The 6,574-nt window shown below is 68.3% G+C and carries 6 protein-coding genes and 1 pseudogene; all 7 read right to left on the bottom strand.

Features of this window, described 5'->3' with window-relative positions:
• Positions 1-762, bottom strand: a pseudogene (locus AC1D1S_RS18165) (glutamate synthase subunit alpha); the annotation flags it as partial.
• Between the two features lie 268 nt (positions 763-1,030).
• Entirely contained in the window at positions 1,031-2,248 is a 1,218-nt protein-coding gene (lgt, locus tag AC1D1S_RS18160; protein ID WP_476995106.1) for a prolipoprotein diacylglyceryl transferase, read from the bottom strand.
• Positions 2,249-2,251: 3 nt separating this feature from the next.
• On the bottom strand, positions 2,252-3,073 hold the full coding sequence (trpA, locus tag AC1D1S_RS18155) for a tryptophan synthase subunit alpha (protein WP_476943877.1): 822 nt from the start codon (positions 3,071-3,073) through the stop codon (positions 2,252-2,254).
• Positions 3,070-4,434, bottom strand: coding sequence for a tryptophan synthase subunit beta (gene trpB, locus AC1D1S_RS18150; protein WP_243179091.1), 1,365 nt, complete (start codon positions 4,432-4,434; stop codon positions 3,070-3,072). The genes trpA and trpB overlap by 4 nt, the downstream gene beginning before the upstream one ends.
• A gap of 127 nt (positions 4,435-4,561) precedes the next feature.
• The gene (trpC, locus tag AC1D1S_RS18145; RefSeq protein ID WP_243179093.1) at positions 4,562-5,380 is read right to left on the bottom strand and encodes an indole-3-glycerol phosphate synthase TrpC; all 819 of its coding nucleotides are present in this window, start codon (positions 5,378-5,380) and stop codon (positions 4,562-4,564) included.
• A 2-nt stretch (positions 5,381-5,382) separates the two neighbouring features.
• Positions 5,383-5,679: an HGxxPAAW family protein gene (locus tag AC1D1S_RS18140; protein ID WP_476995105.1), complete on the bottom strand. Its 297-nt coding sequence runs from the start codon at positions 5,677-5,679 to the stop codon at positions 5,383-5,385.
• A gap of 130 nt (positions 5,680-5,809) precedes the next feature.
• The gene (locus tag AC1D1S_RS18135; RefSeq protein WP_243179107.1) at positions 5,810-6,514 is read right to left on the bottom strand and encodes a Trp biosynthesis-associated membrane protein; all 705 of its coding nucleotides are present in this window, start codon (positions 6,512-6,514) and stop codon (positions 5,810-5,812) included.
• Between the last annotated feature and the right edge of the window lie 60 nt (positions 6,515-6,574).

Raw genomic sequence — 6,574 nt, 5'->3', positions numbered from 1 at the left:
CGGGAACGTGTTGGTGGAGAAGCGCGAGTGGACAATCGCGAGCTTGGTCTTGAAGCGCTTGTCCGACAGGTCCGGGTAGAACGGCTCGAGCTGCGCGGTGGTGAGCATGCCCTTGTAGACGATGGTCCGGGAGGAGAGCGACGGGAAGTACACGCCGAACTTGTTCTGGGCGCGCTTGCGGATCCGCCAGGCGCGGGAATCGAGCTCGTTGCGCTCGAGGGTTTCCCCGGTGCTGGAGGCGAAGAACGGCTGCGAGAAGTACGGCATGCAGGCCCGGGCCATGGCCCCGACCAGGTCGGCCACGATCGGGACTTCACGCCAGCCCAGAACGGTCAGGCCCTCGTCCGCGGCGAGGCCTTCGATGCCTGCGCGGGCGGCGTCGGATTCGCGCTGCTCGGCGGGCAGGAACGCGGTTCCCACGATGTACTGGCCGGGGGCCGGAAGTTCGAAGTCCGTGACTGCGCGGAAGAATTCGTCCGGCACCTGCATCAGGAGTCCGGCGCCGTCGCCGGTACCTTCATCGGCGCCCACGGCACCGCGGTGCTCGAGGTTGCGCAGGGCGGTCAGGGCGGCGTCGACGATGTCGTAGCCAGGCTCACCGCGGAGCGTGGCGATGATGGCCAGGCCGCAGGCGTCCTTCTCGTTCTCCGGATTGTAGAGTCCGGCCGCGGCCGGAATCGCCGCGAAGCGGCTGAAGGGTGACGCGGCAGCCGAGGGCTGGTCCGGATCGGACCAGCTGGGGCTGTGAAGAGTTTGGGTCATKGGAGACGTCCTTCCTCCTGATCGTGCGTATGGGAGGGACAACATTGGCCCCACTCGGCACGCCGGTGTGTGACGGGCGCAACAGAGTGTTTTTCTAACTGGAATTGTAGGCCAGCCCGGCCTCCTGTACTAACAGTTACGCAGGTGCTGGCCCGGGCTTGCATGGACAGCTTCGATCTGCTGTCCACACCAAGCCCTCTTGCCACGACGCTGTGGAGTCGGGTCCGGTGAGCGGTGGCTCCGGTCAACCCGAAGTGCCGGCGCTGAGCTACTTGGTGCCCTCAGCCTCCGGCGCGGTTCCAGTTCCCTGGCGGCCGGAAACTCCGGCTGCCGGAGCTCCATTGGCGGGCGCGGTGCCGCCCGTGGAGTCCCTGTCCGCATCCTCGGATGCGCGAACTGGTCCGCTTTGGTTATTCCGGAGATTAGCACGGGATTCACTATCTGAGACAGCGGCGTCCGAATGGCGGATGGTTGCCGCGTCTGCGGGAACGGTGGCGCGGTCGGCGTCGACCGCATCAGCGTCCGGCTTAGTCTCCGCCGACTTTTCCTCAGCCGGCACAGTCTCCACCGGCTGTGTCTCCGCAGGTGCGCGGCCGGGGAGGAACGGGGTGTCCGGCTCGGAGCGCTTGCGCAGTCCGAGGAGGATGAAGGCGAGCAGGGCCCCGGCGAAGACGATGATGCTGGTCCAGACGTTGAGCCGGGTGGTGAGCCCGAAGAGGGTGATCTGTTCGGCGTCGTCGATCCGCATGGCCTCGATCCAGACGCGGCCCAGGGTGTAGTACATGGCGTAGACGCAGAAGAGGCGGCCGCGGCGGAAGCTGAATTTGCGGTCCAGGGCCAGCAGGATCAGCACGCCGGCCAGGTTCCACAGCGACTCGTAGAGGAACGTCGGGTGGAAGAGCGTTTCCGTCGGCATGCCGGGGGGGAAGTTCGGGTTGTTGGGGTCGATCTGCAGCCCCCAGGGAAGCGTGGTGGGGCCGCCGAAGAGTTCCTGGTTGAAGTAGTTGCCCCACCGGCCAATGGCCTGAGCCAGCAGCAGCCCGGGGGCCGCGGCGTCCATGAAGGCGCTCAGCTTAACCCCGGCACGCCGGCACCCGATCCAGGCGCCCAAGGCGCCGAGCACGACGGCGCCCCAGATGCCCAGGCCGCCGCGCTGGATCTGCGGAATCAGGGACAGGTCCCCTGTGCCGTCGAATCCCGGGCCGAAGTAGGCGTCCGGAGAGGAGAACACGTGGTACAGCCGTCCGCCGATAATGCCGAACGGGATGGCCCAGATGGCGATGTCCCAGACGCTGCCCTCGGGGGCGCCGCGGCGTGCCCAGCGGACCGAGGTCAGCCACAGGCCGGCAATAATGCCGGCGAGGATGCACAGGGCGTAGGCGTGGATGCGCAGGGACCCCCACGGCAGCGGGATGTCGAATCCGGACCAGCTGGGGCTCGGAATGCTCGCGGGAATCATCGCCGCCGCGTGGAGGACTGACTGCATTGCTTACGCTTCTTCCTTGGTAAGGCCGGTGCTGAGGTCTTTCGTCAAGGAGGCTACCGCATCCACGCCGCCGTCCCGGATGGCCGCGACGAGGGCGGTGCCGACAATCACGCCGTCGGCGTACTCGGCGATCTCGCGGACGTGCCTGGCGGTGGAGACGCCGAGGCCCACGCAGACGCGTTCGGCGCCCGCAGCGTGCGCGGCGGCGACGACGTCCCTGGCCGCGGAGCTGACCGAGGTCCGGGCGCCGGTGACGCCCATGATGGAGACGGCGTAGACGAAGCCGCGGCTCGCGTCGACAGTGCGTTTCATGCGTTCGGGCGAGGACGAGGGAGCCACGAGGAATACCCGGTCCAGGCCGTACTTGTCCGAGGCCGCCATCCATTCGGCGGCCTCGTCCGGAATGAGGTCGGGCGTGATGAGCCCGGCTCCCCCGGCCTCGGCCAGGCGGCGGGAGAACTCGTCCACGCCCATCCGGACCACGGGGTTCCAGTACGTCATGACCAGCACGGCGGCGTCGGTCTTGCTCGTAATGCCGCGGACGACGTCGAAGACCTCCCGGACGTGGAAGCCCTTCGCGAGGGCCTCCGTCGTGGCGGCCTGGATGACCTGGCCGTCCATGACCGGGTCCGAGTACGGGATGCCGATCTCGATGAGGTCGGCGCCGTTCTCGGCCAGGGCGATGCCGGCGGCAATGGTGTCTTTAACGCTCGGGTAGCCGGCSGGSAGGTAGCCGATCAGGGCCGCCCGGCCCTGGGCGCGGGCGCGGTCAATGGCCGCSGCSGACTTGCTGGCGTGCTGGTTGCCGTCCTGGCCGGTGCTCACAGCTGTTCCCCCTCTTTGGCGATTTCGGCTTCAGGTGAATCCTTGTCCAGCAGGTCGAACCATTCCGCGGCCGTGGCCACGTCCTTGTCGCCGCGGCCGGAGAGGTTCACCATCACGATTTTCTCTGAGGCGTCTGTTGCCTTGCCTGCCGCCGCGTCTGCGGCGAGCCGCTGGCCCACCTTGATGGCGCCGGCGAGGGCGTGGGCGGACTCGATGGCGGGGATGATGCCCTCGGTGCGGCACAGGAGGCGGAAGGCCTCCATGGCTTCGCTGTCCGTGATGGGCTCGTAGCTGACCCGGCCAATGTCGGCGAGGTAGGAATGCTCGGGGCCGACGCCGGGGTAGTCCAGGCCGGCGGAGATCGAGTGCGACTCGATGGTCTGGCCGTCGTCGTCCTGCATGAGGTACGAGCGGGCGCCGTGCAGTACGCCGGGTTTGCCGAGGGTGATGGTGGCTGCGTGGCGTCCGGTTTCGACGCCCTCGCCGCCGGCTTCGAAGCCGTAGATCTTGACCGAAGGGTCATCGAGGAAGCCGTGGAAGATGCCGATGGCGTTGGAGCCGCCGCCGATGCAGGCACAGACGGCATCCGGCAGCCGGCCGGTCTGGTCCAGGATCTGGGCGCGGGCTTCCTCACCGATGACCTCGTGGAAGTAGCGGACCATCGCCGGGAACGGGTGTGCTCCGGCGGCGGTGCCCAGCAGGTAGTGCGTATTGCCCACGTTGGCCACCCAGTCGCGCAGGGCCTCGTTGATGGCGTCCTTGAGCGTCTGGGATCCGTTGGTGACCGGGATGACCGTGGCGCCGAGGAGTTCCATGCGGGCCACGTTGAGGGACTGCCTGCGGCAGTCCTCGGCGCCCATGTAGACCACGCATTCCAGGCCCAGCAGGGCTGCGGCCGTGGCGCTGGCCACGCCGTGCTGGCCGGCGCCGGTTTCGGCGATGACGCGGGTTTTGCCCATTCGCTTGGCGAGCAGCGCCTGGCCCAGGACGTTGTTGATCTTGTGCGAGCCGGTGTGGTTGAGGTCTTCGCGCTTGAGGAAGATCCGCACCCCCCCGGCGTGCTCGGCGAAGCGCTTGGCCTCGGTCAGCAGCGATGGCCGGCCCGAGTAGTTCTTGTTCAGGTCGGCGATCTGGGCCGTGAACTCCGGATCGGCCTTGGCCTTCTCGAAGGTGTCCTCGAGCTCGTCCAGGGCCGCGATGAGCGACTCTGGCATCCACCGGCCGCCGTAGTTCCCGAAGTAGGGCCCCGGGGCGTGGCGCAGGGACGGTTCGCCCTGCGCGGGATGCTCCGCGGGGCGGCCGCCCTGCAGGAACGCGTCCACGGTACTTTCGTCAGAGCCGGCTGCTGGTGCATCGACCATCAGTCTCACCATCCTGTTCCACTGCTAGCTTTGGGGATCTGCTGATGAGATCCGCTCATTGGTCCGGGCAAAATCGCGGGCCCGGCACCGCTCACGGTCCGGACGGAGGCGCCAGGACCGGCCGGCCTCAGGCGCGCGCGGCGATTGCCGTCGCGCCGGCAGCCATGAATTCGGCGATCCGCTCGCGGGGCGTCGCGTCACTGACCAGCGCCTCGCCGACCAGGACCGCGTTGGCCCCGCGGGCCGCGTAGTGCTTGACGTCCTCGACGTCGCGCACACCGGATTCGGCGACCACGAGCGCACCGGCGGGAATGCCGCCGGTCAGCGCCGCGAAGACGGAACGGTCGACGTCGAGCGTCTTGAGGTTGCGTACGTTGACGCCGATGATCCGGGCCTCCGCGGCTACTGCGCGCTCGATTTCCTCCGCCGTATGGGTCTCGACCAGCACGTTCATGCCGAGCTCGCGGCTGAGGGCCGTGAACTCACGCAGCTGGGCGTCCGAGAGCGAGGCCACGATCAGCAGGATCAGGTCGGCGCCGTGCGCCCGGGCCTCCCAKATCTGGTACTCGTCAACCATGAAGTCCTTGCGCAGCAGCGGAATGTCCACGGCGGCCCGGACGGCGTCCAGATCGGCCAGGGAGCCGCCGAAGCGGCGCTCCTCGGTCAGGACGCTGATCACGGCGGCTCCGCCGTCGGCGTACTGCGCGGCGAGGGACGCGGGATCGGCGATGTCCGCGAGCGGGCCCTTGGACGGGCTGCGGCGCTTGACCTCGGCAATCACCTTGAGCTGGTCCCGGCTGCTTGAGGTACCGCCGAGGGCGGCCCAGGCGTCACGGGCGGGCGCCGCCTCGGCGGCACGCTCCTTCAGCTCCGCGAGCGTAACCAGACGCTGGCGCGCCTGCATATCCTCCCTGACACCGGCATTGATGTCGTCGAGAACGCTCACGCTCAGTGGCCGGAGTTCTTCAGCTTGCTGCCGCCGACGCCGTAGCCGGCCTTGCGCATGGCCCAGCCGGCGAGCAGGCCGACCACCATGACCGCCGCACCTGCAACGAAGATCGGGGTGTTGGCGATGACGAAGGCGATGGACGCAATGAGGGCGCCGATCAGCATCACGATCACGCAGGTCCACGCGGCCGGGCTGTTGCCGTGGCCCGGCGCTTCGCTGTGATCGACGTCGTCGTAGACGCCCTTCGGCCCCTTCGGCGCAGCGGACGTGGATGCGGAAACAGTGGCTTTGCTCATTGAAATCTCCTCAGGATGAATACTGCTTACATTCTGCCATTTTTTGGCTGTGTTATTTGGCCGCGTTGCTGGGCCGCGTTGCTTTGGCCGGGTTACTGGCCGCGTTGCCGGTCGCGCCCGCGGCATCGGCTCAGGTGGGGTCGTCACCGCGGGACAACCTGTCCCAGCTGTCAATCTCGTCAGCGGGGGCGGCCGGCGCATTACCGCCGGCTGCAGTTCCGCCGGCGGCGGGCCCGGCGGCGGCCGCGTCATATTTGGTGCGGGTCTTCCAGTAGCGGCCGGCCGGCACGATCGCCAGGGCGCTGAGTCCCAGCAGGGCACCGGCGACGACGGCGAGGATGGGGAACACCGTGACGTCCACCTGCACGCTGCTGCCGCTGATTCCGGTGGCTGCCGCGATCGATCCCTGCGCCGCGGCCAGCGGGTCCGCCAGTACAACGGCTGCCGCGGCGACGATGCCCGCGGCCGCGAGGAGGATGATCGCTGTAATGACCCAGCGGGCCACGCGCCCGGCGATGGAGGCCGCGAGGCCGCCGGCGAGGGCCACAAGCGCCAGGGCTGTCACGGTGGTGGCAGCCTTGCTGCCCTGGACCTGCAGTCCGTCCTGGCTGGCCACGGCCGCGCCGAGCTGCGTGGGATCGAGGTGCACGGTGAGCCAAGTCTGGGTGGTGGTCCCGAACACGGCAAGGGCCAGGGCAGCGATTACCAGGACCAGGGTGGACTTGCGGGCCCAGCCGGGGACGGCGGACCTCTTGGTGCTCTTCACAGTGCTCTTTACAGTGGTCTTCACGGTGTTTTTGGCGCTGTTCTTGGCGGTGGCTTCCGGCTCCCCCATCAGGACTCGGCTCCTGCGTCGGGCGTTGCGTCAGTGACTGCGTCAACGCTGATGTTGTGC

The organism is Arthrobacter sp. P1_A5, assembly GCF_056406825.1.
The sequence above is the reverse complement of the archived record's forward strand: the minus strand, read 5'-3'. Positions and strand labels throughout refer to the sequence as shown.

Bases quoted from the DNA above. Each gene is read 5' to 3' on its own strand.
- lgt (WP_476995106.1), bottom strand. From the start codon at position 2,248: ATGCAGTCAGTCCTCCACGCGGCGGCGATGATTCCCGCGAGCATTCCG.
- trpB (WP_243179091.1), bottom strand. From the start codon at position 4,434: ATGGTCGATGCACCAGCAGCCGGCTCTGACGAAAGTACCGTGGACGCG.
- AC1D1S_RS18140 (WP_476995105.1), bottom strand. From the start codon at position 5,679: ATGAGCAAAGCCACTGTTTCCGCATCCACGTCCGCTGCGCCGAAGGGG.
- AC1D1S_RS18135 (WP_243179107.1), bottom strand. From the start codon at position 6,514: ATGGGGGAGCCGGAAGCCACCGCCAAGAACAGCGCCAAAAACACCGTG.